Here is a 404-nt window from a genome sequence, read left to right as displayed (position 1 = left end):
GTGCCTATCACGTTGTTGAGAACGCCCTCGGCGATGTTGTGCTCGACGATCGGCACATGCTTGTAGGCCGCCGCATGGTAGACGGTATTGACCTTCCAGGTACGCATCACGTCCACCAGGCGCTCGGGATTGCGCACCGAACCGAGGATCGGCAACAGGTTCACCGAAAGCGACTCGCGCTTGATCCGACGCTCCAGTTCCTGATGGATGCTATAGAGGTTGTATTCGCTGTGCTCGAACAGGATCAGCACGCTAGGCGAACAACTCATGATCTGCCGACAGAGTTCCGAACCGATAGAGCCGCCCGCCCCGGTCACCATCACCACCTGACCGCGGATGCACCGTTCCAGCAGCTCCTTGCGCGGTGCGACGCTGTCGCGCCCCAGCAGGTCAGCGATGTCCAC

The 404-nt window shown here is 60.6% G+C and carries 1 protein-coding gene; it reads right to left on the bottom strand.

Going from position 1 to position 404, the window contains the following annotated elements; genetic code table 11:
- Positions 1 to 404: polysaccharide biosynthesis protein (locus ACLJNW_RS23365; protein WP_410961107.1), on the bottom strand; the 404-nt coding region annotated here is incomplete at both ends.

The sequence above is a fragment of the Salmonella sp. SAL4457 genome (assembly GCF_046548235.1).
Taxonomy (GTDB): domain Bacteria; phylum Pseudomonadota; class Gammaproteobacteria; order Enterobacterales; family Enterobacteriaceae; genus Salmonella; species Salmonella enterica.
This window is presented reverse-complemented; position numbering and strand designations above follow the sequence as displayed.